The sequence below is a fragment of the Arcanobacterium buesumense genome (assembly GCF_012563545.1).
Lineage (GTDB): Bacteria > Actinomycetota > Actinomycetes > Actinomycetales > Actinomycetaceae > Arcanobacterium > Arcanobacterium buesumense.
This window is the reverse complement of sequence record NZ_CP050804.1, coordinates 89,611-114,361: the sequence shown is the minus strand read 5'-3', so window position 1 is coordinate 114,361 and position 24,751 is coordinate 89,611. Positions and strand designations below refer to the sequence as shown.

Here is a 24,751-nt window from a genome sequence, read left to right as displayed (position 1 = left end):
ACATTCGTTTCCTTACCAAACGCAAACGCGCCACCACGAGTGTTAGTGATTCCGCACACCAAACACTGACCTCTTGTTCGCTATTTACTTGCGCTAGTGGATACCCGGGTAGGAAAGGACGTAAAGTTAAGGCAGTGTCGTGTATTCACACTTCACATAGATGTTGTGATGATGGTGAGTATAGGTAAATGAATCGAGGAGCTGGCGTATGGGTGCGTTAGATAAGTTCGAAAAGAGCGTAGAGAACGCCGTTGAGAACGTTTTTTCGCGCGCGTTTAAATCCGATGTGAAACCAGTAGAGTTAGCGTCGGCAATCAAGCGAGCTATGGATGATCGGGCTGCCGAAGTCTCCCGGGACCGAACGGTGTCCCCTAATGAGTTCACCCTCACCCTCTCCGATCATGATTTCGCCAAGATTTCCGAATGGGACGAAGACTCGTTACGTGAGGAACTAGTCGCTATCGCTACGCAATACGCAAGCGAACAGGCTTACGTGTTTTTAGGCCCGGTGACCATCGAGTTCACTGAAGCCGCCTCCCAATCACGTGGCAAAATTGACGTAACATGTTCCACTCGGCGTGGCCCGGTTGCCCCAGCCACAACCGCCGATGCTTCACCACAAAATCCGATTATCGACGTCGATGGCGAACGCTATATTTTAACCGGCGCAGTAACAGTGATCGGACGCGGATCCGTAGCCGATATTCAACTCGATGATTCTGGCGTTTCCCGCAAGCACCTAGAGCTGCGAGTAACACCGTCGGGCGTTATTGCTACCGATTTAAACTCCACAAACGGAAGTTTTGTGGAAGGCCACCGTATTTCTGCGGCAACTTTAGTTGACGGTAATACGATTACAATTGGCCGCACACGTATTATGTTTTGGACTTCTCCGGAGCCACAATGAGCGCCTTAGTTGTTACCCTTTTACGATTCGGATTTTTGGCCATTATTTGGCTTCTCATCATTTTTATGTTGGTGACGATCCGCAACGATATTTTCGGAACAACAATCCGTGAACGTAGCCGCAAGATCACCACTAGCCGTCCACCACGTGCTGATTCTTCCCCTTCCACTCCACGGCATTTGGTTGTGGTTCGTGGCCCGTTAACCGGTACCGCTATTCCACTGGGAGCATCGGCAATCACCGTTGGCCGTTCCCCCGACTGCGCCCTTGTTCTTGACGACGGATACGCCTCATCACGCCATGCTCGCTTCTATAGTGAAGGTAACCAGTGGGTGATCGAAGATCTCAATTCAACAAATGGCACTTGGGTAGGAACACAAAAAATAGTCTCCCCCGTCCAACTTGAAATTGGCACACCGGTGGTGATTGGCAAAACCACAATGGAGTTACGCTAATGATTCATTTTGAGTATGCTGCGCTCAGCGATGTCGGCCTGGTTCGTAAATCAAACCAAGATGCCGGCTATGCCTCGTCACATCTATTGGTGTTAGCAGACGGTATGGGTGGTGCAGCTGGCGGCGATGTGGCTTCCTCCGTCGTCGTCGGAAATATGGCAAAAATCGATGATTCTCATCAAGCTGAGGATCTTATTGCGCTACTCAAAGAACAACTCAACTATTCCCAAGAACAACTCCTCCACCTCGTTGACGACATTCCACAACTTGCCGGCCTAGGAACAACCTGTACAGCTATTTTGCGTACTGCCAACAAACTCGGCATGGTTCATGTTGGCGATTCGCGCGCCTATTTATTGCGCAATAATAAGCTCACTCAAATTACCCGAGACCACACCCTTGTTCAGTATCTCGTTGACCACGGTGAATTAACTGCTGAAGAAGCCCTCCACCACCCTAAACGGCATGTCATTATGCGCAATGTTGGCGCCAGCGATGATCCCGTTGATGTTGATGCTTCAGTACGTGAAGCTCTGCCTGGTGACCGCTGGTTATTAACGTCTGACGGTTTATTCGACGTTGTCTCTGATGAAACCATCGAACTGACCCTACAGTCATATTCAAATCTTGATGAATGCGGTGAACGCTTAATTGAACTAGCCTTAGCCGGCGGCGCGCCGGACAATGTCACGATTGTGTTGGCCGATGTTGTTGACGGTCCGGGCACAAGCTCATCTTATGATCGTGGCCCAATTATTGTCGGAGCAGCCGCTGTTGACCGCCAGCGCCCCACGCGGGCTGGCAATTCGGCGGCCGGCCAGCTTGCTGCGTTAACTGCATCTATTCGCCCAGTAGAACCTATTGCGAACGACGTCGAAAAACCACCACACCGCTGGATTGCTCGCGTAGCTGCTGGCGCTATGGCAATTTTGGCGTTCGCTGGTATTTTAGGTGGCGGATATATGTGGACGCAAACCCGCTACTACGTTGGCATTGAAGATGGTAAAGTCGCTATTTTCAAAGGAATTCCGCAAACTTTAGGGCCTGTTGAATTATCACATCTGTTTGAGGAGACCGGTATCAACGTCACCAATTTAACCCCGGTAGCACAACAACGTTTAGATACTCCCATTGCACGTAGTTCGCTGTCCGAAGCCCGCAAGGTTGTCAAAGATTTAGCGGCACAACGCATCCTGCCAGATCCACTTTCGCCCACTAAGATTCCTGATCCGGGTTCAAAGATCCCCGAGGAAAAAGACCAGCAGTCCTCAGGTGATACACAATGAGCATCGTGAGTACCCGACCAGCAAAGTCTGGGCGTTATCAAGAATTATGGCTACTCTTTTTGTCCTACGTGATTATTTTAGGTGCCTGGATACTGGTCTACTACGGTGTTAATTCGGCACATCCCGATACTTCTTTACCGCCGAATTTTCAGTGGCTAGCTGGCATTGGCGGCGCTTTTCTTCTCGGATGCCACCTCATTATCCGACGTCTTGCCCCGTATGCTGACCCAATTTTATTTCCCGCAGCAACCGTATTAACCGGGGTGGGGCTGGCTATGATTTACCGGATCGATTTTCAGCTGGTGGCCCGCGGCGGGAGTCCTGAAACTGGCGGACAGCTCATTTTAGCGCTGGTGGCCTTGGTATTGATGGTGGCTACGGTTGCTTCCTTGCATGATCATCGGTGGTTGCGCCGCTTTACTTATTCCTCGCTTATCGCGGGCCTTGTCTTGTTAATCTTGCCGCTTATTCCTGGGCTTGGGGTGAAAGTCTACGGCGCTCAACTGTGGATTAATATCGCCGGATTTTCCTATCAGCCTGCCGAATTGGCCAAGATTTTCTTAACGATATTTTTTGCTGGGTATTTGGTGACCCAGCGAGATAACCTTTCGCTGGCCGGACCGAAGTTTTTAGGGATTCACTTTCCACGATTACGCCATTCGTTGCCTATCATGATCGCTTGGTTAACCTGCATGGCAATTTTGGCGCTGGAACGTGATTTTGGTACCGCGTTGTTATTTTTTGGCTTGTTTGTTGCCATGTTGTATGTGGCAACCGAACGGACCTCATGGATTGTGATCGGTGGTGCCCTATCGGCCCTAGGCGTCTACGTTATCGTCCAAGTGATGCCTCATATCCAAGCACGTTTTACAATTTGGCTTCACGCACTTGATAACGACGTCTATAACGCCGAGTTTGGTTCTTATCAGCTGGTGCAGGGCTGGTTTGGTATGGCGTCCGGTGGATTGTTTGGAACGGGCCTTGGCGAAGGTAGCCCAGCAAATTCGTTTGCTGCTAATTCGGATTTTATTATTGCGTCGCTGGGCGAAGAGCTTGGTCTGGTTGGTTTGCTTGGTATTTTGTCGTTATATGTTGTTATTGTTACCCGCGCAATGAAAATTGGCATCGCACTACGAGATGGCTTCGGCAAACTTTTGGCTGCGGGCCTTGGATTCACTATTGCATTACAGTGTTTTGTGGTAGTTGGTGGAATTACTCGCGTTATACCGTTGACCGGTCTGGCTATGCCGTTCTTAGCTAAAGGTGGTTCGGCACTGCTAACTAATTTCATTATTATCGGCATTTTACTTCGCATGTCTGATTCTGCGCGCCGGCCATACACTCCGGCGTCGGTTCCGTTATCTACCATCAGCACAGGTGAATTACCCGCAAGCTTAACATCAGACGACGAACCTGCCACACATTCGTCGCCAGAAGATTCGTTAGCAACAACTACCGTCCCGCAGATTGAAAGTGAGGACTTGCCGTGAATCTTGCGATAAAGAAATTGTCTGCAATTATTATCGTCATGTTTGTTACGCTCATGTCTGCGGTGACGTATATTCAGTTTTTTGCTGCGCCGTCATTGAATGCTGATGCGCGTAATGTGCGCACTCTCTGGCGCGAATACGGTACTGATCGAGGCCCGATTATTGTTGCTGGTCAACCCGTTGTAACCTCCGAAGCATACAACGATGAATATAAGTTTTTACGTACGTATCATCAGCCAGAACTTTATGCAGCTATCACGGGATATTTTTCGACGACGTTTAATTCGATGACTGGTTTAGAACGTGAAGAAAATTCTGTCTTGGGCGGTTCTGACTCAACTTTATTCACGCAGCGTATCGAACAGTTAATTACTGGCCGGCAACCGCAAGGTGGGGCTGTTTCTCTCACTATCGATCCACAAGTCCAGCAAGCTGCCTGGGATGCGTTAGGTGATCAGCGTGGCGCCGTCGTCGCTATCGAACCGGCAACCGGAAAAATTTTGGCGTTAGTATCTAAACCAACTTATGATCCGAACCTATTAGCTGCCCGCGATGGGGCCAGTGCCAACGATTCTTGGAACAACCTCAATAATGATCCACGTCGTCCGTTGATTAATCGGGCGTTAGGTGGCGATCTTTATCCACCAGGATCTGTGTTTAAAATTGTGACTGCTGCTGCCATGATCGAAAATCTTGGATTGACTGCAGATTCTCTTGTTGATGCTCCCGCCTCATTTACTCCACCGGGTACCACCCACGAAATTTTTAATCCCTACAAGCAACAATGTGGCGACGGCTCTGGCCAAGTTCCTTTTGCTACGGCTGTTGCCGAATCTTGTAATACGCCATTTGCTATCGGTGGCACGCAAGTGGGAGCAGAAAAAATGGTGGCAATGGCTACTGCTTTTGGATTTAATCAAGACTTAACAGTGCCTCTTGCGGTAACGCCTTCGAAGTTTCCTTATCCAGATGATACAGCCGCATTGGCCATGGACTCTTTTGGCCAGCGCGACGTCAATGTTTCTCCACTACAAATGGCTATGGTATCGGCCGCTGTAGCTAATCATGGAACCCTCATGAAGCCCTACCTTGTTGATCAAACGATGACGGCTGATCTTGGAGTTCTTTCTGAAACTCAACCGACACAATTCTCCACTCCAATATCTTCAACGACTGCCGATATTTTGCGCTCGATGATGATTGGCGTTGTTAATAATGGAACTGGCGCTAATGCCGGTCTTAGCAATGTGCAGATTGCTGGGAAAACCGGTACGGCAGAAATTGGTTCGGACGGCGAAGCACATGCGTGGTTTATTGGTTTTGACGCAACAGAATCACCAAAAGTTGCACTAGCAGTCCTTGTCGAAAGCGGACAGAGTGGCGCTAAGGTAGCCGCACCAATTGCTAAAGAAGTATTTAATGCGGTGGTCAATCGTGACTGAATCGCAACCATACCTACCCACACTTTCACCTCAAGATAGGGCAGACTAGAAAACAGCTGTGTGATCCCGGAAGGAATGCAAGAATGACAAACATCCCACGTATGCTGGGTGGGCGATATGAAGTCGGCGACCTCATCGGTCGAGGCGGTATGGCACAAGTCCATATCGGTTATGACACGAGACTTTCGCGCACTGTTGCAATTAAAGTCTTACGTTCTGATCATGTTACCGACCAAACTTTTGTGGCTCGGTTCCGGCGCGAAGCGCAAAGTGCTGCTGCACTCAACCACCCGTCTATCGTTGCTGTTTACGATACTGGTGAAGAACATATGACATCAGATAATGGCACTGACATCTCGTTGCCGTATATTGTGATGGAATATGTTAAAGGTCGTACCGTTTCCGAGCTGTTGAAAAACGGTGACGCGTTGCCAATTAACGAGGCTGTGCAAATCGCCGTTGGCATTTTGTCTGCGCTAGAGTATTCCCATCGAGAGGGCATTGTTCATCGGGATATTAAGCCGGGCAATATTATGCTCACCAACGATGGCAAAGTTAAAGTGATGGACTTTGGTATCGCGCGAGCATTGGCCGATTCGTCTGCCACAATGACGCAAACCAATTCTGTTGTTGGCACGGCTCAATACTTATCTCCAGAACAAGCCCGCGGTGAAGTTGTTGATTCACGCTCTGACTTGTACTCCACTGGCTGCTTGCTTTATGAGCTTCTTACCGGCCGGCCACCGTTCCGGGGTGATTCGGCAGTTGCTGTCGCCTATCAGCATGTCTCAGAACTTCCAGCCTCACCAATGACAATTGCTCCTGATATTCCGGAGAATATTGATCGTGTTGTGATGAAAGCACTCGCAAAGAAACGTGAAGATCGTTATCAACGAGCTATTGATATGCGCTCCGATCTACTCCTCGCGTTACGTGGTAGTCAGGTAACCGCACCAGCGTCTGCAACTTGGAATACCCAGGTTTTACAACAAACACCACCAGCACCTGCTGGTTCACCGACTATTGTTCAGCCTTCATTAACCGAAACCGGTATCTCACCGGCTGTGGCCACAGAGAAAAAAAATAATACCGTGCTTATTGTTCTTGGTGTTATTTTGCTTATCTTAGCCGTAACTGGGTTAGGTTGGGCGTTACTGTCAAGTGGAAAAACTGAGGATATTGAAAAAGCCGATGTCGTGATTGTTCCGGATTTAGAAGGAACAAATCAAGTCTCAGCCCGGCAACGAATTGAAGATATTGGTTTAGTTTTTGTTTTAGGTGAGCCCCAAGAAGACAAAGATATTCCAGAAGGTAAGTTCGTTTCTTCGGATCCAGCTTTTGGCACAGAAGTTAAGAAAGGCTCTTCGGTTACTGTCTCGTTTTCTTCGGGCGCCGGATCAGTCACGATTCCAGACCTTGCAACCGGGAACTTTAATCAGGATGCAGCTAAGCGCGAGCTGGAAAAACTTGGGCTTAAAGTGGGCCGAGTAGATGTCAAGGATGTTCCCGGACATGCAAAAGACGTTGTCACTGATACTTTGCCAGCTGCTGGCCAGCAAGTCGAGCGCGGTACTTCAGTTAATATCGTGATTGCTTCAGGTGAGATTGTTATTGATCAATCAGTGACCTCTCGTATCATCGGACAAACCCGTGAAGCTGCCGAACAGTATTTGAATGAAACACTAAAGATTTCATCAATTACGATCGATACGGAAGAAAATCAAGCCTTTGATGAAGGCACCATCTCCCGTATGGACCCAACACCAGGCAAAGTGCCTTACAACACCAAGGTCACGCTTTGGGTAGCTAAGAAGCCAGTAGCGCCGCCACCAGCGCCAACACCAGCACCCAGCCAGCCCGGTTCAAATAACTCCAATACAACCAATCCTGATACTGCGCCAACACCACCTCCGGTGCCGCCAGCTAACAGCGACGATCAGCCATAACTTCCGGTGTCGTCCTGTGTATGAGTGTGGTCCCCGAGGATTCCTCGGGGACCACACTCATACACAGGAGATGTCAATATTATCCAACCGTTGTGCCAAACCAGTTGCTATTGTAATAAACCCACGGATAGACATATTGAAACAAGATAAAGACAAGACCTGCAAAGAGCGCAAGCATTTCGATAGCCTTGAACCATTTCGGTCCGGGCAGTATTCTCCATAAAGCACCGTACATTATCAGCCTTCTTTCTCATTCATTTCAATAAGCTCTTTCGGCATACCTTCCGAACGGCTAATCCAGTAGTCAAATTCTCCGTGAACAATCCAGCGATGTGTTGAGCTGTATTGTGGATGGCAGGTTGTTAACGTAATCAGTCGTTTAGTTGGCCCTTCGGTCACTTGTGTGCCATTTTCTTCAGCTTCTCGCGCTTTATAAGGATCTGGTTGAATAACTCGAGTTTTATCCGGGGTAACGAGTTCATGGTCGGTCATCCGATAGACATAGTAAGCATCCGCAGTTTCGACGATGATTGGATCACCTGGTTTGAATTCTTCAACAAACATCAGGGCGTCACCATTGCCTCTGCGGTGAGCTGCCAACGCGAAGTTTCCAACTTCACCTGGCCAAGCAGTTCCTTCATAATGACCAAAACCACCGTGATCGAGAATATCCCAATTAGTGGTTCCCTCAGTCATCGTTCGAGTGGCGGCTTTTCCAAATGATGGGAAGTGGATAACTCCAAATAGTTCGCCATGTCTCGGATTGAGAGTAAACGGTGGTGGATCCTGCTTGACTGGTTCAGCAATCACCGCTGGAGCTTTGCCTGTTTGCTGTGCGAACTCATCGAGCCATTCACTTTGTACTTGGTTGGCGAGCACTGATGTCCACCACAGTTGCCAAGCAATAAATCCAGCAACGATCAAACCAAATGTGATAAGTATTTCACCTATGATTCCGATAATAATCGAAGAAGTTTTACGTTTTCTTTTTTTAGGAGTCGCTGGCTGTACCATAACCGGTTCTTGATCAATTGCCGTGTGTTGTAAAGTTTCGTGAGTGATGAAAAGATCGTCACTTTCCCCTGATTTTACCCGGGCTTCGCGCGGTAATGCAGAGCGGCGTCGTACCGGCTCATGCGCATGCCGCGGGTTGAGCTCTTGCGTCACAGATTTCCCTTTCGCAGTCTTTCCATCTTGCCCACTATACGGGTAGTTGTGAGTCTAAACTACCGTGAACGCGTTAATACCGATAGTCTTATATCGGAAGTTTCACTTTTAGCGAGGAAAATAATGCCTGAATCTAAGAAACGTAAGAAGGTTGAAGAGCGACGTATCGCTGCAGCACGCAATAAGCAGGATCGTCCTGCTCCGCAAATATCACGCTCACCACGCTGGTGGGCACCATTAATGGTGACCTTAGCGATAATTGGTTTGCTGATTATTGTCATTGCGTATGTTTCCCAGGGCCAGGCGCCAATTCCTGGCTTCGGTAATGGAAATTTATTTGTTGGTATCGGTTTTATGCTGGCCGGCTTCTTGATGACGATGGGTTGGAAGTAACCCAGTTATCTACGAATGAGGCTCGCGCAATATGCGCGAGCCTCATTCTTTCACCATCCGCTACGTGACGATTTTTGCCGACGACGATACAGTGTCCACCATATGCCAGTCAGTATCAGTCCGGTTAAGAAACCGCCTAGATGGGCTTGCCACGATATTTGTGGAGCAGTGAATGCGACAATGGCGTTGATAACGAGCACACCGATAATTCCACGTGGATCAGCTCGCACCGCACGAGTAAGCACAACCAACGCACCAAATAATCCAAAAATTGCCCCCGAGGCACCTACAGCAGCAACATTCCATTCATTGGTCCACAATGCCCAGGCATATACTGCACCATTCCCGCCAATTGCACTGGCCAAATATAAAATAGCGAATCGCCATGATCGAAGTGCTGGTTCAAGTTCTGCACCAAGAATGATAAGTGACATAACGTTGAAGCCGATATGCATCAGACCTCCGTGCAAGAAAGCTCCAGTTAGAAACCGCCAAGGCTCAATGAATGCTAAAAATGGGACGAAGGCATAGTCAAAGAGAATGTATGGGAAAACGTACGATAGTAACGTTGCAAGAATACATAGCCCGCTCATCACTGCTGTTACTGGGGGAATATTTAACTTTGCCATAAATCCTCACATCGGTAAAAGTATTCCTGCCACGCCTTGTATGGCGCGGCAGGAAAAATCAACATGGCTCACACAATTACTCAGTAATGGTAATTGACTCAATCATGATCGGTTCAATTGGTCGGTCCATCGGACCGGTTTCAGTGGTAGCAATCTTATCGACAACTGCCTTGGACTCATCATCAATGACTTTGCCGAAAATCGTATGGGCTCCTTGGAGCCAGGTCGTAGGAGCAACAGTGATGAAAAACTGCGAACCGTTTGTTCCTTTGCCCATCCGCTTGCCAGCATTAGCCATTGCTAAAACGTATGGTTCAGTAAAATCGATTTCGGCTGAGATTTCGTCATCAAACATGTAACCTGGACCGCCAGTACCAGTACCGAGCGGATCACCACCCTGGATCATAAAACCGTCAATAACACGGTGGAAAATGGTGCCGTTATAGAGTGGCTCAGTACTCTTTTCGCCAGTAGCTGGATCAGTCCATTCGCGCTTGCCGGTGGCTAGCTCGGTAAAGTTAGCTACCGTTTGCGGTGCGTGTTCTGGAAAAAGTTCGATGGAAATATTACCAACAGATGTTGTCATTAGTGCTTTCATAATCCTTATCCTCCCATACCTTCCTCATGCACACCACTATCGACACCAAAGACAGAGGCTAAGAGCGAAATTCACGCCATATCGTCGTCGGCAATTCGGTTCAGCGCGAACATAACCTAGCAAAATAGGTTATTCGTGTGCACCACCTTACGTTTTCGTGAAACAATGGAAGGGAAGAAGGCTCGCTGCAAAAAGATGTAGCGAAGAAAACCTGGAGGTGGTGCAATGTCTTTCTTTAAGCGCGAGACTGCCGCAGATAAGGCAGCAAATGAAGTTGCAAAGCTCAAGGATCAGGCCGCTCACGCAACCGGATCTTTCTTTGCCAAAGTTTCCGATGCGTACCAAACGTCTCGGACCTGGGCAGAACCACGGCTCGAAGAAGCTGCTGAAAAACTCGTTCCAGTTGCCCAACAAGCAGTTGCGAAGGCTAACGAAGCAGCTCATGATGCTTATGAGCGCACCCGTCCCTACGTTGAAGATGCCGTAACCAAGGCTAAGCCATACATTGAAGACGCTGTCACTAAAGCCAAGCCTTACGTCGATGATGCCCAAGCATTCGTCGTCGAAAGTGCAGATCGAGTCAAAGATGACTACCTGCCACGTGCCAAAAAAGCAGCCGATGCAGCCCTAGCCGAAATTAAGGCTAGCGCCGATGAACGCACCGCACAAGTTGCTCAGCTTTCCAAGAGAGAACTGAAAAAGGCTAATAAGCTTGCTAAAAAGGCAGAAAAGAAAGCTATGAAACTCGCAAAAAAGAGTGAAAAGAAGGGGCGTTGCAAGAAAGCACTCGGCTTAACTGTCCTAGTGGGTTCTGCGCTCGGCGCTGCCTACATGCTGTGGGCCCGTTCAAAGCCAGTTGAGGATCCATGGGCAGACGCCTACTGGGAAGATCTTGCTACCCCGGCACAAGAGACTGTTGAAGAAGTCAAGGAAGATGTTGTCCAGACTGTTGAAGAAGTTAAAGACGATGTTGCCCAAACGGTCGAAGATGTCAAAGAAACCGTGACTCCACTCGACGTCGCAGAAAAGATTGAAGAGAATCTCGAGGATAAGTAATCAACACTAACTGTTGTGCGGGGCGGAGCCACTTGTGACTCCGCCCCGCACTCGCATCACGTAATTTCGGTTTATCGGAATTCTCCATACGATTATGCGCTAGCTTTTAGTGCATTCAGTCTCGACAGACGAAAAAGGTATCCCCCACACAAACTTTTCCTCCTATAGTAAACACTATGCGTTGGGGTATTTTTTCTGGAATGCTATGGGGACTTGACACAGTCATCCTTGGCATCACACTCGGTATGGCCACCTTTTCCCATGCCAACAGTCCATTACTAACTGCCGCCCTACACGATTCTTTCTGCGCCATATTGATGCTGGTATTGATGGCAAGCAAAGGTCGGCTAACCGATACCCGTCAAGCCCTCCATACTCGTGCCGGTAAGGCAGTTATCGGAGCCGCACTCCTCGGCGGTCCGATCGGCATGAGTGGTTATGCGCTTGCGATTAACAATATTGGTTCGGGCTACACCGCTATCTTATCGACGTTTTATCCGGCTCTTGGCACTTTTTTGGCCACAGTATTCCTCAAAGAGCGAATGCGGGTGCGCCAACTAATGGCACTCACAGTAGCTTTGATAGCCATTATTATCCTCGGTTCTTCATCTCTTGATTCCACAACCGGATCAATACCTCTTGGTATTTTAGGAGCTGTCTTATGCATTGTGGGCTGGGGCTCCGAAGCAGTTATCCTTGCGTGGGGTATGCGTGATGATGCGGTTGATAACCATGTAGCTTTGCATCTTCGTCAAAGCACATCTGGTCTCGCCTTTTTACTTATTGTTATCCCTGTATCTGGTAATTTATCTGCGCTTTCCGCCGTCGTCTCCACTCCCGCGAGCGCTATTATCGTACTGGCTGCGTTAGCTGGAACCGCCTCTTATTTATTCTATTATCGCGCTATCAACACTATTGGCGCAGCTCGCGCAATGGCACTGAATATATCTTATTCAGCATGGGCAATTATCTTTGCTATCCCGTTGATGGCAGTCCTCCCATCTATTTTTGATGTTATCGGCTGCCTAGTTATTTTGATTGCCACTGTTTTGGCAGCCTCCTCCCAATGGCGTGAACTTATTCAGTTCCCTTCACAGAAGTCACCCAATAAACCTGAAAATACGGAATAATAGAAAGCATAATCGAACGGCTTCTATACCGATCCGGTAACGAAAGGTGATATTTATGCGTGGCATTATTCTGGCAGGTGGCTCAGGAACACGACTGCACCCTATTACGCAAGGAATTTCTAAACAACTTGTGCCCGTCTATGACAAACCAATGGTGTACTATCCCATGACCACGCTGATGCTGGCCGGTATTCAAGATATCCTCGTCATCACCACACCACATGATGCAGAAGGATTCCAGCGCCTTCTTGGTGACGGGTCACAGCTAGGCGTTAATCTTTCCTATGTCCAACAACAACAACCCAATGGCTTGGCACAAGCTTTCGTCCTCGGTGAAGATTTTATTGGCAACGAAGCCGCATCTCTTGTCCTAGGCGATAATATTTTCTACGGTCCTGGCATGGGCACCCGGTTACGCCGTCACGTCAACCCAACGGGTGGTGCAGTATTCGCCTACCATGTTGATGATCCAGAGCGTTACGGTGTGGTGGAGTTTGATCATCAATTCCGAGCTCTATCGATTGAAGAAAAACCAGCTCAACCAAAATCAAATTATGCAGTTCCAGGCTTGTACTTCTACGATAACGACGTCGTCGAAATCGCTAAGAATTTGAAGCCATCCCCACGCGGTGAATACGAAATCACTGATATTAATAAGCATTATTTACGCGAAGGAAAACTCACAGTTGAAGTTCTTCCTCGTGGCACGGCGTGGCTTGATACTGGAACATTTGATTCACTTGCTGACGCCACATCGTTTGTGCGCACTGTTGAGGCACGTCAAGGACTGAAGATTGGTTGTCCAGAAGAAGTTGCGTGGCGGATGGGCTTCTTAACTGACGATGAATTAGCAGAGCGCGCTGAACCATTACGCAAGTCTGGTTATGGCGAATATTTGATGCGAATCCTGGCACGCGGTAAGGAAGCGTAAGGACAATTGAAGCATATTTTTGCTGTTATCGTCACGTATCATCCTGGTGATATTTCTGCTCTATTACATAGTTTTAGAGCGCAATGCACAGAGATTGTAGTTGTTGATAATTCAGAAGGAGATAGTAGCACTCTAGCATCGCTATGCACTGACATAGGTGCTACTCTTATTGCCTTGGGACGCAACGTTGGCATTGCCGGCGCACAGAATATTGGCATCGATTACGCATTAGATCATGGAGCTGATGCAGTAATTTTATCGGATCAAGATTCAATACCTGGGCCGACGATGGTGGCTACCTTAGCTGCTTTCCTTGGCCCGGGAATTGGAGCTGTAGGTCCGGTGCCATTCGATGGGGAGGAACCTCTAGTTTATACTGATCACCGTTGGGGTCCGAAACGACCATCTACGTTACCTGACGATAAACCAATCGAAGCGGCCTTTTTATTAGCATCAGGATGTTTGATTCCTGCTGATGTTATACGTCATGTCGGTTTGATGCCAGCAGATTATTTTATTGATCACGTAGATCTGGCATGGTCTATGCATGCCAGATCTTTAGGATATCGACTACTCGCCATTCCACATGTCCGGTTAACCCATTCGTTAGGAGATGGGCGAATAAAAGTTGCTGGGCGCAAACGCACTGTCCACACTCACTCTCCTATCCGGAACTATTATCTAACACGCAATACATTCGAGCTTATGCGTAACCATGACTTACCATTTTTATGGCGGATACGTTATGGATATTGGATTAGCCGATTTGCAGTTTTTACTATTTTAACCAACGACCACCGACGCCAACGTGCTCGGATGATTACCGCTGGCATTCGTGATGGTCTGCGGCGACGTATGGGGAAAATCCCTAATTAATGCAATGTCACGAACAGGCACAAAATTGCTTAATCTAGTTAAATGATGGTTAGGGTAGTTACTGTGATAAAAAGTGCATTCTTGTCTGCGTGCTTAGCATGAGTGCATTTACATTAGGCGCATGTACCACTAGCGACGATGAGACAAGTTACTCTCAAACTGCTTCAGATACACCTAGTGATAAGTTACCTACAGAGACTTTCGATTCTTCACTAAACTCCCCATCACTAATATTGCTATCAGCACATCGCCTGAACTTGAGGTGTTCCCCGAAAACATATCCCTTTCGGAACCCACCCTCGCTGAACTCAATGCGGTTCTTTCTAATATTGAAGAAAAAGAATTATCGGTTGGCTTTGTCATGATTGACATAGCATCAGGCTACGGAATTTCCTATCAGCCTGATGCAGAGTTTTATGGTGCCAGCACGATTAAAGGACCCTACGTCGTCGCCGTCAATAAATTCTTACCAGACGAGGTAAATGAATCAGATACGGCCCTGATGCACAATGCAATCGATATTTCTGACAACGATTCTTATACAGGATTGCGGGACCGCTACGGTGATGATGTTTTCGCTATTTTTGCCGATAACGTCAATGTTATTTCGTCTCGCCATACAACTCGTTTATTCACCAAGCATTTGATCAAAAGTATCGAACCTACTCAAAATCCGGTTGGATTAGCATGAGCGACTATCTTGCCTTTAACGATGCTGGAATAGTAGAAAGCGATGACGGTACGTATGTGCTTGCCGTTATGTCTACTGCTTTTAACGATACAGAAACCTTGGTGGATCTAGTCACCGTACTTGACAAGATCCACCAAGAAATCGTTACTTCTTTAGCGAATTAACGAATGCTAACGCTTCCTCATATGATGGCAACAAGCCTTGCTCTTTTGCCTGCAACAAGCCTGGCGCATCGGTATCTTTTTCCGAAAGAAGCAACTCCATCGGACGCCCCGCCCGATCAACGGTTGGCCATGCGATACCAACTGTTTCACATAGCGGGTTAACCCCGTGCTCCCGGCCTGGCGCATACGGCGCAGAACACAAGTATGTTGCAACCGTATTGTCCTCTAACGCAATAAACGCGTGACCCAAGCCTTCCGAAATGAAGATAGCCCGCCGATCAACGTCGTCAAGTAGCACTGAATCGTACTGGCCAAATGTTGGCGAACCAACTCGAATATCAATCACGAAATCAAGTAACGCCCCTTGTGGACACATCACATATTTAGCTTGTGACGGTGGAACATCGGCAAAATGAATACCGCGAATCGTGCCAGCTTTTGACACTGATGTATTCACCTGCTGAACCTCAAGTTCCCGGCCCACAGTTTCAACAAACGTCTTTTGTTTGAACGCTTCAAGGAATAGTCCGCGCGAATCCGGGAATTGCTTCGGGGTAATGCGGTATGCGCCTTCAATAGCAAGTGGTTCAATCAGCATAATGGCTCCTAGAAAGATACGTTTACTTCTGAGAAAAGTGTACGCCACCTGGCAGTGGTGAACAGCTTAAAAGCCAAACGTGCGTGTAGAATTGGGTACGATATCTAAAACACGGCAAAGGAGATACACCCATGGCTTGGATGGTTGTTGGCGCTAAAGGCATGCTTGGAACTGACCTGGTAGCACGGATTAAGCGTGACGGCCATGAGGTGCTAGCCGTTGATCTTGGCGATATTGATATTACCGATGTTGATTCGGTGAATACCGTTGTTACCGACGTCGACGTCGTCGTTAACTGTGCTGCTTTCACCGCTGTGGATCCGGCAGAAGAAAATGAAGGCACCGCGTTCCGAGTCAACGCTACCGGCCCGGCGAATCTAGCGCGCAGATGTGCCCAAATCGGTGCCCGGTTAGTACAAATCTCTACCGATTACGTCTTCCGCGGGGATGGTTCTACCCCGTGGGGCGAAAACGATCCGGTCGATCCAATGTCTGCCTATGGGCGTACCAAGGTAGCCGGCGAATGGGCGGTGCAAGCTTACACTGATGATTATTTGATTGTCCGGACTGCATGGCTATATGGCAAGTACGGCAACTGTTTTCCGAAAACAATGGCAAAGCTTTCACAGACTCATGACACGTTAAAGGTTGTCACTGATGAGGTTGGCCAGCCAACGTGGACTGTTGATTTAGCCGATCTTATTGTTCGCTTGGTGGACGCTAAGGCGCCATCTGGCATCTATCACGGCACCTCACAGGGTGAAACCTCGTGGAATCTTTTCACTAAAGAGATCATGCGTTCAATTGGCAAGGATCCCGAGATGGTTTTGGAAACGACGGCGGCTGCGTTCGATCGTCCGGCAAAGCGTCCTTCCTACTCGGCTCTCGGCCACGATGCGTTAACTGCTATCGGTGTTGAACCTATTGGCGAGTGGAAAGAGCGCTGGGCGGTAGCCGCGTCGGTAGTGTTAGCAGATTAAGACTAGCCGTGACGATTGAACCCGTTTTCCGTGTTTGTTCATGGCCTCCAGGCCGAGCTTGTGGTGATGGGGCACCTGAATACAAATTTTATCGCGGACATTATGGCGATTTCTCTCAGGAAATCCAAGACTTACTTAACAGTCTTCCGCGAGTGAAGAAAATGCAACTTCAAGCTATCCTAGTCACTGTACTCACTGAAGCTAAACTCGGACAGTTGACGCCCGTCCACCACGATGGAGCCGGCCACCGCATTGGCGATGTGGATGTTTTAGAAATAACCGACCGAAAAATATTAGAAATCCGGTTGGAAAATCAATTCGAGGGCAGCACAAAGCTATTCCCCGGAAAACGCTTACGGATCTATTTTTGCGAGCCCCTAGCCCCTCACATTCTGCTGCTGCTTCTTTGTGAACCAAAATTAGCTAATCAGCAAGGCTTAGCAGAGCAAGATCAGCACGCGAAAAACGCTCTTGATCGAGCGTATGATTGGCACAGCCAGTACTACACGCAACCTTAAAGTTGCACATACTTGTCATGTAGTACAGAATATGAGAAAGGAGGAGCCATGAACATCTACGAAACATTAGGTATAGATCTTACCGATCCACATATGTGCAGTGCGCTAGAAATGGAGGAATCTCGTAGAGAGCTCATCCGAAAACTTACCTCCATCAGAAAAGCATCACATTTAACCCAGGACGATGTTGCCCGTGAGCTTGGTGTTTCCCGGCAATCCATTTCGAAAATCGAACAGGAAAACCGTAACCCCACGCTTTCCACGCTTATCGAATACGCTATTGCAGTTGGCGCACACATAACGTTTAATGTCGATACCATTAACAGCGAAGACAGCCGCTCTAACAATACACGCACGTTCCATACAAGCATGGACGGGAACGACTCCAGCTGGGGGCCAGATGAGATCGCTTGGCCTTCTTCAAAACACACTATTGAAACAACATCTTTTACAGTTTAGGTAAATTAGTACAATGGCCACTTACGCATTGCACGATATTTCAGTTCTAGATTTTTCCGGGAATCGTAACTCAGAGTATAAGGTTGCTCCACCTCCAGCAGAACAGACTGTGAATACTTCCATATCCATCAGTTCTTCTGTGCCACAAATGGACGTCCACCTCCTGCTTTTTACGGCAGATGTCACTGTACAAACCATAAACGCTAACTTGCAGTTCACATTAGGAGTTACGTTCAAGTATTCTAGCGACGACGATATCCCTGATACGCCCGCCAAAGAACAACAATTTATTAAAGACACCCTACATCCTGCGATATTCCCCTACGTACGCCAATATGTACATTATTTTTCGGTTCCATTACGGAAGAATCCCATTACTCTACCGTTATCATTACCCGCTAATGCAATATCAACACCTAACCAAATGAACAAGCTATAACATTATGAAAATCGCGATGATCGTCAACAACTATCCGCCAAAAGTCGGTGGAGTTGAGTACCATGTCCAAAATCTCGCGCACGAACTAGTTCAGCTCGGGCACAAGGTTTGGGTACTCAATATTTCAAACACTCCCGGAACTCGGTCAGATGACGGCGTTGAGGTCATTACCCGTAAGGCTCACCTGCCGATAGCTGATGTCATTACAGTTCCCGGTTTTGGTGCTACTCGTGATATCTCTCAGTTTCTAATCGAGAACCGGATCGACGTCGTTTCTATCCACACTCGCTTCTTCCCCATGTCATTCGTTGGGCTACGCGCCGCACAAAAAGCTGGGATTCCGGTAATCCACACCGAACATGGCAGCGGCTTCGTGGCAACCAAAAACCCCATCGTCTGGCTGGGCTCCCGGGTTGTTGATCTGACGATGGGACGCTACATTCTGCGAAACGCTACAAAAGTTTTCGGAGTTTCAGAAGCCGTCACCACGTTTGTGGAAAAGCTTAGCGGACGTCACGCAGAAGTCTTCTACAACGCTATTACTCCACCTAAGCCTCGCTCCGCACACCAGGATCGTCCGAACCATCTGGTTTTTGTCGGTCGGATGGTTGAAGGCAAAGGTTGGGATACGTTTCTTGATGTGGTTGCCCAATTGCGTAAGGAAGGTTACGACGTCGATGGCGAGCTATTAGGTGACGGCGCACAGTTAAGTGCGGCGCGCGAAAAAATATCTGCTCTTGGCCTTAACGGGATCGTTACTGCACCTGGTCGGGTAACTCCAGGCGAAGTACGTGAGCGTCTTGCTGGAGCGACACTCGTCAATCCAACCGTGTTATCTGAAGGTTTCCAAACGACCCTTGTTGAAGCCATAGCTGAAGGCGGCCGTGTGGTGACATTCCCGGTCCCTGGCGCACGTATGCTCGCTGAAAAGCAGGCTCCTGTAGTTATTTCGGAAGAAAAAACAACTAAATCAATGGTCTCCGCGACGCGTTCATTGCTGAAAGACCCTATGCCTCAAGCACAACCAAAAATCTATCAAGATTTAACATGGCCCGAGCAAGCTAAAAATTACACTACTGCCTGTAAAGACCTCATTCACCATGACGGCGAACTATAGATTCACGCGAAGAAACTAAAACCTCAGACCTTAATGAGGACACATCGCCCTTTGTTGAATTAACTCTGCAAAACAACATTTTCCTTACCAAAACTGTTGAGGGATGCATTCCGGTCTTGAACCAGATGCACCCCTCAAGATATTATTCCAGCGAAGAATTAGATGCTTCCTAACGTGTCTAGACTATGTCTAATCACCGGCACGACGGTAACCTGACGCCCGCGCTTCTTGTTCGGTTGCAAAACACTCCTCAGCATGAGTCCTTGTGTAAGATCTGCCCGTTGGAACACGGTATATCCACTCGCCTTTTGCAGAACGGTTCCCTTTAATTGTTGCGCCTGCCGGACATGGATATTTGTCGTCACTTATCGATGGAGCAGATGGCGTGGGCGGTATCCACATGCCGTCGGCACCAACATAATAGTTACCAATCCACGCGTTGCGCATCATCGCACCCGAGTTTCCTAGGTAGTACCATTGTCCGTTCGACGCAATCCACTGATTCGAAAGCATCGCACCGAACGTGCTAAAGAAGTAGTAGGAACCAGTAGCATCCGCGTTCCATCCTGTCGCCATTATTCCTGAAGAATTAAAGTAGTACCATTGACCATCTGCGAATTGCACTGGTCAACTAGCATCACTCCAGAATCGCCTAAATAGTACCAGCGGTTGTTAGTCTGAATCCACCGGTTGGTCGCCATTGAGCCGTTAGCGTCAAAATAAAAATATTCACCTAGTTGATTCTGCAACCAGCCAGTAACCATAACACCTTCATCATCAAGGAAATAACGATTGCCGTTGTCAGATAGCCAACCAGAAACTGGCCGATTGTCGACGTAGTAGAACCAACGTCCATCTTTTTGTTGTCAGCTATGAAGCGCCGAGTCGCGAACAGAAAAGAAATCCTTATCGTGGCTCATATAAGCGTTATTAATCATTTCTGTTACAATTGCAGAATTAGTAAAAACTGAGACTCAAGAAAGCAGTAAGCATTCCTGCAACTACACGATAACTTGTTCGCATATTATCTCCTCATTTTCATCGAATAGTGATCTACAACTCAGTGAAACTATGCTACATATCCCATTCAAGCAGATTAGCGCCTTAGCTTAATTGTAAAAGTAGAGGATACTTGGCATGTTGACCCGTTCGATTCAAACATAAGATCTACTTACAATATTTACACTTCGACCCACGCAACTATACGGTTTACGCTACTGGTTAATGCTATTGCATAGCTGAGATTGCAAAGTTTCCTAGCAACGGAACATCAAGCATTACCCCATAAAACTAATCATTTAGGATGGTGAGAAATGGGAGCCCTATTCACAAACCTCAGTATTCCTAAATATATACACTGTTACTTACCGAGGCTTTATCCAACTCAGAGACAGAACAGCTCGATTCAAGCGGCCTCATCATCCTTGCTACGCAAAAAGACATGACCGTTTTTCTCTAACTCGGCTTCAAGAATTGCAATCTTTCTTGCTAGAACAGTTGAGGTTCGCTCTGCTTTACGCGCATGCGCACTTGTAGTTACCGCAAACCCCATAAAGAAAACGATAAACATATAAAGAACCAGATCAGTCCCACGACCAACCCCTAGCCACGATGCAACAATATCCGTACTTTGCGGAAATAGCACTGCAAAAGCTCCCACAGCTAACCCGAGAAGCCAAGCAAGATGTCTAATTGCTTGACCGCGCGCACTGCGTCCTGGAATCACAATCGCGAGCGCAACTACGAGAAGTGAAATAATCAGAATTGATTTAATAATGATCTGGTTAGTATCCATCATTTCTCACCTAAACATCAAATCCGAAAGAATGTTGACCGAGTTCCATAATGACTGCCCTTTAGAAAGCGAGTAATCCGTGTAAACAATGAACACCGGCTCTTCGACATAACGCAACTTATGCTCTGCAATCTCACTGACAATTTCTGAAGCGTGCGCCATCCTGTTTTGATTGATGCGAATGAGTCTTGCAGCAGTTCGATTCAATGCACGTAACCCATTATGCGCATCAGTTAACTGCATTCCAGTAGTTATTCGCTGAAACAAGACCGCCGCTTTGAGTACAAGGCGTTTTAGGAACCCAGCATTAGTTCGATCGTCGAGAAAACGAGATCCTATCACCACATCAACAGGTTCCGTAGCAAGTCGAACGATCATCTTTTGCGCATCAACGACCCGATGCTGACCATCCGAATCAAAAGTTACAAAATACTTTGCATTCGGCTGCAACAGTGCATAATCAAGACCAGTGCGTAACGCAGCACCTTGACCGAGATTGATTGGATGTTGAACAACATCTACCCCAGCAAGCCGAGCTTGCTCCGCGGAATCATCATTTGACCCGTCATTAACACACACGATATTTGGAAACGTCTTGCGAGCTTCTTCCATAACACCTTTGATAACTTTGGCTTCATTATAAAGAGGAACGATTAGCCAGCTCTCCTGGGCAAGTTGCTCTGACCATCCGACAATATTCCGTTCTTCAATAGTTAATTTTTCAGGATCCGCCACGTTTCTTTCAGACCTCGATCCTTAACGTGTTGAGTAATAACACAGCTGATTATAGCAACCAGTCCGGCATAGGACCCGATTTTATTGCGGTTCTTTCGGGATTATTTTGAGTATTCGCTTACACAATAAGTACAATCGTTCACTTTCAACCTTTAAGAATATATATTTGAACATATTAATGTTCGCCCATAACAACAAGAAATTCCTATGACTAATACACTAACTCAGGTTCAGTTCGAAATCCTCCGTGTTCTATCCGATAGCGACACAGCACTCTCACAGAGAGATTTACAATCACGTACCAACGCTTCATTAGGTAGTGTAAACATTGCAGTGCGCGAACTTGAAAAGCTTGGATATACTAAAGAACGTAAAGTAACTCCCGCTGGAATCAACGCCCTCGCCCCGTATCGAGTTCATAACGCAATTATTATGGCTGCCGGGCTATCTTCACGCTTTGCACCGATATCCTACGAACGTCCAAAAGGAACTCTACGAGTGCGTGGTGAAATCCTTATTGAGCGACAAATTGAACAACTACAAGAAGCCGGGATTAACGACATTACCGTCGTTGTGGGATATAAAAAAGAATACTTTTTCTATCTCATCGAAAAATATGGTGTCAAAATCATTGTCAATAAAGAGTATTCCAGTCGCAACAACAATGGTTCCCTGTGGTTAGTGCGTGAACAACTATCCAATACCTACATTTGTTCCTCGGACAATTATTTCGTTGAGAATCCTTTCGAGCCTTATGTTTATCGAGCATACTATTCTGCAGTCTATGTTGATGGTCCAACAAATGAATGGTGTGTTAGCACGGGGCCAGGCGGTCGCATAACTGGATGTACCATTGGTGGCGAAAACGCCTGGACTATGCTCGGGCATGTCTATTTTGATTCTACTTTTTCTGAAACTTTCCGCGATCTTCTGGAACGTGTCTACCACCTCCCACAAACAGCGCCTAAACTATGGGAGTCACTCTTCATTGAGAACATCAAAGATTTCTCAATGGTTATTCGAAAGTATCCTGATGGAATTATCAACGAATTTGATTCAGTTGATGAACTTCAAGACTTCGACCCACTATTTATCGAGAACGTTGATTCAGAAGTCTTTGACAATATCACCAATGCATTAGGTTGTATGAAAACTGAGATCAGAGATTTTTCCCCACTTAAACAAGGATTAACTAATCTCTCATGCCATTTTTCGGTTGGCGATAGTGAATACGTTTACCGCCATCCAGGAATTGGAACGGATAAACTTATTGATCGTACTGCTGAAAAACAGGCACTTTTACTTGCTCGTGATCTTCAACTTGATTCAACCTTCATCACTGCTGACGTCGCCAAGGGATGGAAGATCTCCCGATACATCCCCGAAATACGTAATCTTGACGTAACGAACGACGACGAGCTACAACAAGCGATGCGAATGATCCGCAACCTGCACACCTCGGGTGCTGTTCTCGATAGAGATTTTGACTTTGTGCAAGAAGCGATGAAGTTTGAGCAACTTTTGCACGAGATAGACCCCTCTATGCCGCAGGGATACTTGGACTTGCGTAAAAAAGTTATGAAACTCAAAGAGTATGCTGATGCAGACGGTTTTCCTACAGTGCCCAGCCATAACGATTTTTATCCATTGAACTTCCTGATCACTCCTGACGGTCAGATGAATTTGATCGATTGGGAGTATGCCGGAATGTCTGATGTAGCAGCTGATTTTGGCACAATGGTTGTTTGTTCGAACGACATTGACGACGAACGAGCAAAACTGGCATTGACATACTATTTTGGTCGTACTCCAAATCAAACAGAAGAAAGACACTATTGGGCATACGTGGTGTTTGCTGGCTGGTGTTGTTACGTATGGGCGTTACTAAAGGAAGCTGATGGAGACGACGTCGGCGAATGGCTCTTAACGTACTACGAGTATGCCTCACAGTACGTCGACAAGCTGCTTGCCAGCTACGAAGAAGCAGCTAAGTAAGTCCATCTCTCCTATTTTGATCTTCCACTAGCTTCCTATACTTGGAGTTACTGACTTACCCTTTTCGATACAGAAAGTATTCTTATGACTAACGGTTATAGTCCGAAAACCCTAAAACGAATCCAGTTAGCAATGACTGATGTATTGTATGAGTTTGATCGTGTGTGCGCTGAATTAAATTTACGCTATGTGGTTTATGGAGGATCGGCCATTGGTGCAATTCGCCACCAAGGTTTCATTCCCTGGGACGACGACGTCGACATATGCATGTTGCGTGAAGATTATGATAAGTTCTTCGCTCACGCACCGAAAATTTTGGACGAAAAATACGTCTTGATCGACTCACGTACCGACAGTAATTACCCAAAAACTTTTGGCGTTCTAGGCTTTAAGGAAAGTGAGTTCATACCTGGTTTGGCCGCAAAGCGTGATTATAGTATGCCACTGGGCATAGATCTTTTTCCGCTCGATCCTATCCCAAACTCACCGCAAGATTTCGCTAAGCAAAATAAAGCCACGTGGTTTTGGGGAAGGCTACTCTATCTCCAGGGCACCCCTAACGCGATACTCTCTGTGCCGCAACCGGCAAAACTAGCAATTAACGCCGCATTACATGCTATTCACTGGTCGATAAGACTAGCTCACGTTAAGCCCGCAAAATTAATTGAGAAGTGGGAAAAAGCTGCTCGACGATTCGAGCATAGTTCATCTACTCTTTTTGGAGATTTCTCCACTCGCGATCCGCAACGGTGGTCAGCAACCCTCGATGAACTATTCCCTGCACGCCGTGTCCCCTTCGGTGATATTGAAGTCATGGTTCCACGTGACTACGATGCAATTTTAAGTCGCGGTTATGGCGATTACATGACTATTCCGCCAGAAGGTCAACGGGAAAACCATGAAGCATCATCGATTATTTTTGGCCCCTACGCTCCAAAACTAGTGGAATGAAAT

The 24,751-nt window shown here is 47.2% G+C and carries 27 protein-coding genes and 1 pseudogene; 20 read left to right on the top strand and 8 right to left on the bottom strand.

All coding sequences use genetic code 11. From position 1 onward, the window contains the following. Nucleotides 1–208 precede the first annotated feature (208 nt). From HC352_RS00505 to pknB, 6 genes are all read left to right on the top strand, one after another. On the top strand, nucleotides 209–907 hold the full coding sequence (locus HC352_RS00505; protein WP_168917089.1) for an FHA domain-containing protein: 699 nt from the start codon (nucleotides 209–211) through the stop codon (nucleotides 905–907). Continuing rightward, a complete protein-coding gene (locus HC352_RS00500) occupies nucleotides 904–1,362 on the top strand; it encodes an FHA domain-containing protein FhaB/FipA (protein WP_168917088.1) in 459 nt (152 codons plus the stop codon). The genes HC352_RS00505 and HC352_RS00500 overlap by 4 nt, the downstream gene beginning before the upstream one ends. Beyond that, nucleotides 1,362–2,648, top strand: coding sequence for a PP2C family protein-serine/threonine phosphatase (locus HC352_RS00495; protein WP_168917087.1), 1,287 nt, complete (start codon nucleotides 1,362–1,364; stop codon nucleotides 2,646–2,648). Before HC352_RS00500 ends, HC352_RS00495 begins: the two co-directional genes overlap by 1 nt. Beyond that, nucleotides 2,645–4,138 carry an FtsW/RodA/SpoVE family cell cycle protein gene (locus tag HC352_RS00490; protein WP_168917086.1) on the top strand — a complete coding sequence of 498 codons (1,494 nt, stop codon included), beginning with the start codon at nucleotides 2,645–2,647 and terminating at the stop codon, nucleotides 4,136–4,138. The genes HC352_RS00495 and HC352_RS00490 overlap by 4 nt, the downstream gene beginning before the upstream one ends. Next, nucleotides 4,135–5,580: a penicillin-binding transpeptidase domain-containing protein gene (locus HC352_RS00485; RefSeq protein WP_168917085.1), complete on the top strand. Its 1,446-nt coding sequence runs from the start codon at nucleotides 4,135–4,137 to the stop codon at nucleotides 5,578–5,580. The genes HC352_RS00490 and HC352_RS00485 overlap by 4 nt, the downstream gene beginning before the upstream one ends. Nucleotides 5,581–5,663: 83 nt before the next feature. Further along, nucleotides 5,664–7,526 (top strand): Stk1 family PASTA domain-containing Ser/Thr kinase, encoded by a 1,863-nt coding sequence (gene pknB / locus HC352_RS00480; RefSeq protein ID WP_168917084.1) that lies wholly within the window; start codon nucleotides 5,664–5,666, stop codon nucleotides 7,524–7,526. A gap of 237 nt (nucleotides 7,527–7,763) precedes the next feature. On the opposite strand, the gene HC352_RS00475 is transcribed toward pknB, so the two are convergent. Continuing rightward, nucleotides 7,764–8,693 (bottom strand): class E sortase, encoded by a 930-nt coding sequence (locus HC352_RS00475; protein WP_168917083.1) that lies wholly within the window; start codon nucleotides 8,691–8,693, stop codon nucleotides 7,764–7,766. 123 nt (nucleotides 8,694–8,816) lie between these two features. Between HC352_RS00475 and HC352_RS00470 the strand changes: the two genes are divergently transcribed. Beyond that, on the top strand, nucleotides 8,817–9,086 hold the full coding sequence (locus HC352_RS00470) for a cell division protein CrgA (RefSeq protein ID WP_168917082.1): 270 nt from the start codon (nucleotides 8,817–8,819) through the stop codon (nucleotides 9,084–9,086). Nucleotides 9,087–9,136: 50 nt separating this feature from the next. Here HC352_RS00470 and HC352_RS00465 read toward each other — a convergent pair whose 3' ends face one another. Next, a complete protein-coding gene (locus HC352_RS00465) occupies nucleotides 9,137–9,715 on the bottom strand; it encodes a rhomboid family intramembrane serine protease (RefSeq protein ID WP_168917081.1) in 579 nt (192 codons plus the stop codon). Between the two features lie 76 nt (nucleotides 9,716–9,791). After that, complete coding sequence (locus tag HC352_RS00460; protein WP_168917080.1) at nucleotides 9,792–10,313, bottom strand: peptidylprolyl isomerase; 522 nt, start codon at nucleotides 10,311–10,313, stop codon at nucleotides 9,792–9,794. Nucleotides 10,314–10,538: 225 nt separating this feature from the next. Between HC352_RS00460 and HC352_RS00455 the strand changes: the two genes are divergently transcribed. The 6 genes from HC352_RS00455 to HC352_RS00430 all read left to right on the top strand — a co-directional run bounded on the left by HC352_RS00455 (nucleotide 10,539) and on the right by HC352_RS00430 (nucleotide 15,161). After that, on the top strand, nucleotides 10,539–11,369 hold the full coding sequence (locus HC352_RS00455) for a hypothetical protein (protein WP_168917079.1): 831 nt from the start codon (nucleotides 10,539–10,541) through the stop codon (nucleotides 11,367–11,369). 176 nt (nucleotides 11,370–11,545) lie between these two features. After that, on the top strand, nucleotides 11,546–12,499 hold the full coding sequence (locus HC352_RS00450; protein ID WP_168917078.1) for a DMT family transporter: 954 nt from the start codon (nucleotides 11,546–11,548) through the stop codon (nucleotides 12,497–12,499). Between the two features lie 55 nt (nucleotides 12,500–12,554). Continuing rightward, nucleotides 12,555–13,430, top strand: a complete 876-nt coding sequence (gene rfbA, locus HC352_RS00445; protein WP_168917077.1) for a glucose-1-phosphate thymidylyltransferase RfbA — start codon at nucleotides 12,555–12,557, stop codon at nucleotides 13,428–13,430. A gap of 6 nt (nucleotides 13,431–13,436) precedes the next feature. Then, nucleotides 13,437–14,306, top strand: coding sequence for a glycosyltransferase family 2 protein (locus tag HC352_RS00440; RefSeq protein WP_168917076.1), 870 nt, complete (start codon nucleotides 13,437–13,439; stop codon nucleotides 14,304–14,306). A 262-nt stretch (nucleotides 14,307–14,568) separates the two neighbouring features. Then, on the top strand, nucleotides 14,569–14,997 hold the full coding sequence (locus HC352_RS00435) for a serine hydrolase (RefSeq protein ID WP_168917075.1): 429 nt from the start codon (nucleotides 14,569–14,571) through the stop codon (nucleotides 14,995–14,997). Further along, nucleotides 14,937–15,161 (top strand): serine hydrolase, encoded by a 225-nt coding sequence (locus tag HC352_RS00430; protein WP_501981549.1) that lies wholly within the window; start codon nucleotides 14,937–14,939, stop codon nucleotides 15,159–15,161. Before HC352_RS00435 ends, HC352_RS00430 begins: the two co-directional genes overlap by 61 nt. On the opposite strand, the gene HC352_RS00425 is transcribed toward HC352_RS00430, so the two are convergent. Further along, nucleotides 15,142–15,759: a dTDP-4-dehydrorhamnose 3,5-epimerase family protein gene (locus HC352_RS00425; protein ID WP_168917073.1), complete on the bottom strand. Its 618-nt coding sequence runs from the start codon at nucleotides 15,757–15,759 to the stop codon at nucleotides 15,142–15,144. The genes HC352_RS00430 and HC352_RS00425 overlap by 20 nt on opposite strands. A 131-nt stretch (nucleotides 15,760–15,890) precedes the next feature. Between HC352_RS00425 and rfbD the strand changes: the two genes are divergently transcribed. From rfbD to HC352_RS00400, 5 genes are read left to right on the top strand one after another with little or no spacing between them, the layout of a single operon-like run. Continuing rightward, entirely contained in the window at nucleotides 15,891–16,739 is an 849-nt protein-coding gene (gene rfbD, locus HC352_RS00420) for a dTDP-4-dehydrorhamnose reductase (protein WP_168917072.1), read from the top strand. 8 nt (nucleotides 16,740–16,747) lie between these two features. Further along, a complete protein-coding gene (locus HC352_RS00415) occupies nucleotides 16,748–17,257 on the top strand; it encodes a hypothetical protein (protein WP_211080678.1) in 510 nt (169 codons plus the stop codon). A gap of 48 nt (nucleotides 17,258–17,305) precedes the next feature. Further along, nucleotides 17,306–17,716: a helix-turn-helix domain-containing protein gene (locus HC352_RS00410; protein WP_168917070.1), complete on the top strand. Its 411-nt coding sequence runs from the start codon at nucleotides 17,306–17,308 to the stop codon at nucleotides 17,714–17,716. A gap of 13 nt (nucleotides 17,717–17,729) precedes the next feature. Further along, a complete protein-coding gene (locus tag HC352_RS00405; protein ID WP_168917069.1) occupies nucleotides 17,730–18,155 on the top strand; it encodes a hypothetical protein in 426 nt (141 codons plus the stop codon). 4 nt (nucleotides 18,156–18,159) lie between these two features. Then, nucleotides 18,160–19,272, top strand: coding sequence for a glycosyltransferase family 4 protein (locus HC352_RS00400; protein WP_168917068.1), 1,113 nt, complete (start codon nucleotides 18,160–18,162; stop codon nucleotides 19,270–19,272). Between the two features lie 189 nt (nucleotides 19,273–19,461). Here the strand turns inward: HC352_RS00400 and HC352_RS00395 are convergent, their stop codons facing one another. From HC352_RS00395 to HC352_RS00380, 4 genes and pseudogenes are all read right to left on the bottom strand, one after another. Continuing rightward, nucleotides 19,462–19,896: a sunset domain-containing protein gene (locus tag HC352_RS00395; RefSeq protein ID WP_168917067.1), complete on the bottom strand. Its 435-nt coding sequence runs from the start codon at nucleotides 19,894–19,896 to the stop codon at nucleotides 19,462–19,464. Continuing rightward, nucleotides 19,848–20,087, bottom strand: a pseudogene (locus HC352_RS09155) (N-acetylmuramoyl-L-alanine amidase family protein); the annotation flags it as partial. The gene HC352_RS00395 and the pseudogene HC352_RS09155, both read right to left, overlap by 49 nt. A gap of 590 nt (nucleotides 20,088–20,677) precedes the next feature. Then, complete coding sequence (locus HC352_RS00385; protein WP_168917066.1) at nucleotides 20,678–21,070, bottom strand: DUF2304 domain-containing protein; 393 nt, start codon at nucleotides 21,068–21,070, stop codon at nucleotides 20,678–20,680. A 3-nt stretch (nucleotides 21,071–21,073) separates the two neighbouring features. Next, nucleotides 21,074–21,778: a glycosyltransferase family 2 protein gene (locus tag HC352_RS00380; RefSeq protein WP_247645255.1), complete on the bottom strand. Its 705-nt coding sequence runs from the start codon at nucleotides 21,776–21,778 to the stop codon at nucleotides 21,074–21,076. Between the two features lie 231 nt (nucleotides 21,779–22,009). Here HC352_RS00380 and HC352_RS00375 point away from each other — a divergent pair, with 231 nt between their 5' ends. Continuing rightward, complete coding sequence (locus tag HC352_RS00375) at nucleotides 22,010–23,797, top strand: NTP transferase domain-containing protein (protein WP_168917065.1); 1,788 nt, start codon at nucleotides 22,010–22,012, stop codon at nucleotides 23,795–23,797. 132 nt (nucleotides 23,798–23,929) lie between these two features. Further along, nucleotides 23,930–24,748, top strand: coding sequence for a LicD family protein (locus tag HC352_RS00370; protein WP_247645198.1), 819 nt, complete (start codon nucleotides 23,930–23,932; stop codon nucleotides 24,746–24,748). Nucleotides 24,749–24,751 lie beyond the last annotated feature (3 nt).

Excerpts from the sequence above, each read along its gene's own strand:
- HC352_RS00410 (WP_168917070.1), top strand. The coding sequence starts at position 17,306 with ATGAACATCTACGAAACATTAGGTATAGATCTTACCGATCCACATATG.
- HC352_RS00385 (WP_168917066.1), bottom strand. The coding sequence starts at position 21,070 with ATGATGGATACTAACCAGATCATTATTAAATCAATTCTGATTATTTCA.
- HC352_RS00425 (WP_168917073.1), bottom strand. The coding sequence starts at position 15,759 with ATGCTGATTGAACCACTTGCTATTGAAGGCGCATACCGCATTACCCCG.
- pknB (WP_168917084.1), top strand. The coding sequence starts at position 5,664 with ATGACAAACATCCCACGTATGCTGGGTGGGCGATATGAAGTCGGCGAC.
- HC352_RS00465 (WP_168917081.1), bottom strand. The coding sequence starts at position 9,715 with ATGGCAAAGTTAAATATTCCCCCAGTAACAGCAGTGATGAGCGGGCTA.
- HC352_RS00455 (WP_168917079.1), top strand. The coding sequence starts at position 10,539 with ATGTCTTTCTTTAAGCGCGAGACTGCCGCAGATAAGGCAGCAAATGAA.
- HC352_RS00400 (WP_168917068.1), top strand. The coding sequence starts at position 18,160 with ATGAAAATCGCGATGATCGTCAACAACTATCCGCCAAAAGTCGGTGGA.
- HC352_RS00490 (WP_168917086.1), top strand. The coding sequence starts at position 2,645 with ATGAGCATCGTGAGTACCCGACCAGCAAAGTCTGGGCGTTATCAAGAA.
- rfbA (WP_168917077.1), top strand. The coding sequence starts at position 12,555 with ATGCGTGGCATTATTCTGGCAGGTGGCTCAGGAACACGACTGCACCCT.
- rfbD (WP_168917072.1), top strand. The coding sequence starts at position 15,891 with ATGGCTTGGATGGTTGTTGGCGCTAAAGGCATGCTTGGAACTGACCTG.
- HC352_RS00460 (WP_168917080.1), bottom strand. The coding sequence starts at position 10,313 with ATGAAAGCACTAATGACAACATCTGTTGGTAATATTTCCATCGAACTT.
- HC352_RS00370 (WP_247645198.1), top strand. The coding sequence starts at position 23,930 with ATGACTGATGTATTGTATGAGTTTGATCGTGTGTGCGCTGAATTAAAT.
- HC352_RS00505 (WP_168917089.1), top strand. The coding sequence starts at position 209 with ATGGGTGCGTTAGATAAGTTCGAAAAGAGCGTAGAGAACGCCGTTGAG.
- HC352_RS00500 (WP_168917088.1), top strand. The coding sequence starts at position 904 with ATGAGCGCCTTAGTTGTTACCCTTTTACGATTCGGATTTTTGGCCATT.
- HC352_RS00495 (WP_168917087.1), top strand. The coding sequence starts at position 1,362 with ATGATTCATTTTGAGTATGCTGCGCTCAGCGATGTCGGCCTGGTTCGT.
- HC352_RS00405 (WP_168917069.1), top strand. The coding sequence starts at position 17,730 with ATGGCCACTTACGCATTGCACGATATTTCAGTTCTAGATTTTTCCGGG.
- HC352_RS00470 (WP_168917082.1), top strand. The coding sequence starts at position 8,817 with ATGCCTGAATCTAAGAAACGTAAGAAGGTTGAAGAGCGACGTATCGCT.
- HC352_RS00375 (WP_168917065.1), top strand. The coding sequence starts at position 22,010 with ATGACTAATACACTAACTCAGGTTCAGTTCGAAATCCTCCGTGTTCTA.
- HC352_RS00450 (WP_168917078.1), top strand. The coding sequence starts at position 11,546 with ATGCGTTGGGGTATTTTTTCTGGAATGCTATGGGGACTTGACACAGTC.